Genomic DNA, 1,892 nt, shown 5'->3' with positions numbered 1-1,892 from the left:
ATGTGCAGGGTCTGCTTCGGCACTGGTATGCTTGACAGCGACCGGCCGGACGCACCATGCAGGAAAGAGGAGCGACCGGCCCGCAAGTGGAGGCTCCGATCTCCCACCTTCCGGCCCCCGGTCGGCGGGTCACCGGTCCCAAGCGCCCCGCGGCTGGCTCTGCGGTGGTGCTCCCCGGCAGGAGCCCGCATTTGCGTCCCGTCCGGGGTTTTTTCGTGCCCCGCGGCGGATGGTCGGCAGACAGAACGTGACGCGGTTGCCCGCCAGGCAGTCGCGTGGTGGAAATGAGGAGGCCACATCAGCGCCGAGCCCCGCATCAACGACCGGATTCGCGTCCCCGAGGTGCGACTTGTCGGCCCCAGCGGCGAGCAGGTGGGCATCGTCCCGCTCGCCAAGGCTCTGGAGCTTGCCCAGGAGTACGACCTCGACCTGGTCGAGGTGGCGGCGACCGCCCGTCCTCCGGTGTGCAAGCTGATGGACTACGGGAAGTTCAAGTACGAGTCGGCCATGAAGGCCCGTGAGGCGCGCAAGAACCAGGCGCACACGGTCATCAAGGAGATGAAGCTCCGGCCGAAGATCGACCCGCACGACTACGACACCAAGAAGGGTCACGTCGAGCGGTTCCTCAAGCAGGGTGACAAGGTCAAGATCACGATCATGTTCCGCGGTCGTGAGCAGTCCCGTCCCGAGCTGGGCCGGCGGCTGCTGCAGCGGCTTGCGGAGGACGTGCAGGAGCTGGGCTTCGTGGAGTCCACCCCCAAGCAGGACGGCCGCAACATGATCATGGTCCTCGGTCCGCACAAGAAGAAGACCGAGGCGATGGCCGAAGCCCGCGAGGCCCAGGCCGCCCGCAAGGCGGAGCGCAGGGGCGACGACCCCGCCGCCGCTCCGGCGGAGCCCGCCGAGGCGTGATCGCGGACCCGGCCCCGGGTCCGGAGACGTAGTACGAAGACAGTCTGACGCTTGCGCATGCCTTTTTACGGGGCGGCGGGAGGCGCCGAAGACGAGGAGTGGACGGCGAGATGCCGAAGAACAAGACCCACAGTGGTTCCAAGAAGCGCTTCCGCGTGACCGGCTCCGGCAAGGTGCTGCGTCAGCGTGCCAACCGGCGCCACTACCTGGAGCACAAGCCGTCGACTCTGACCCGGCGCCTCGCCGGCACGGTCGAACTGTCCAAGGCCGACGCCAAGAAGGTCAAGAAGCTTCTCGGCAGGTGAGCCGACGCCCTGCACCGGCAGGGCGCAGGACGACCCAAGAGACCGGGACCAAGCCGTTCCGGGTCGCGCAGCCGACGCGACCCAGCCCCAAGGAGTGAACAAGTGGCACGCGTCAAGCGGGCAATCAACGCCCAGAAGAAGCGCCGGGCGATTCTCGACCAGGCCAGCGGTTACCGCGGCCAGCGCTCCCGCCTCTACCGCAAGGCGAAGGAGCAGGTCACCCACTCCCTCGTCTACAACTACAACGACCGCAAGAAGCGCAAGGGCGACTTCCGGCAGCTCTGGATCCAGCGGATCAACGCCGCTGCCCGCGCCAACGGCATCACCTACAACCGCTTCATCCAGGGCCTGAAGGCCGCGGGCGTCGAGGTGGACCGCAAGATGCTGGCCGAGCTGGCCGTGAACGACGCCGGTGCCTTCGCCACGCTCGTCGAGGTCGCGCAGAAGGCGCTGCCCAGCGACGTCAACGCGCCGAAGTCCGCCGCCTGAGCCCCGCGCTCGCGCGGTACGTACCGAGAACCCGCAGGCCGCGCCGGCCTGCGGGTTCTGCCGTCCGTGCGGGCGTCTCCCGCCGCCGGAACCTGCCGTACGAAAGGTCTGACCGACGCCCATGGGCACCCCCGAGCCGATCTCGCCGCGCTCCGCCCGCGTCACCGCCGCCCGCAAGCTGCTCCG

3 protein-coding genes are annotated in these 1,892 nt (G+C 68.7%); all 3 read left to right on the top strand.

Annotated elements, in window-relative coordinates; translation table 11 throughout:
• Positions 1-297 precede the first annotated feature (297 nt).
• The 3 genes from infC (at position 298) to rplT (ending at position 1,706) form a co-directional block, all read left to right on the top strand.
• Complete coding sequence (infC, locus tag H5J30_RS30315) at positions 298-912, top strand: translation initiation factor IF-3 (RefSeq protein ID WP_181790618.1); 615 nt, start codon at positions 298-300, stop codon at positions 910-912.
• A gap of 110 nt (positions 913-1,022) precedes the next feature.
• Positions 1,023-1,217 carry a 50S ribosomal protein L35 gene (rpmI, locus tag H5J30_RS30310; protein ID WP_018852864.1) on the top strand — a complete coding sequence of 65 codons (195 nt, stop codon included), beginning with the start codon at positions 1,023-1,025 and terminating at the stop codon, positions 1,215-1,217.
• Positions 1,218-1,319: 102 nt separating this feature from the next.
• Entirely contained in the window at positions 1,320-1,706 is a 387-nt protein-coding gene (gene rplT / locus H5J30_RS30305) for a 50S ribosomal protein L20 (protein WP_181790616.1), read from the top strand.
• Positions 1,707-1,892 lie beyond the last annotated feature (186 nt).

Origin of the sequence: Streptomyces phytophilus, assembly GCF_013870535.1 — a bacterium.
Lineage (GTDB): Bacteria > Actinomycetota > Actinomycetes > Streptomycetales > Streptomycetaceae > Streptomyces > Streptomyces phytophilus.
The sequence above is the reverse complement of the archived record's forward strand: the minus strand, read 5'-3'. Positions and strand labels throughout refer to the sequence as shown.

Bases quoted from the DNA above. Each gene is read 5' to 3' on its own strand.
- rpmI (WP_018852864.1), top strand. From the start codon at position 1,023: ATGCCGAAGAACAAGACCCACAGTGGTTCCAAGAAGCGCTTCCGCGTG.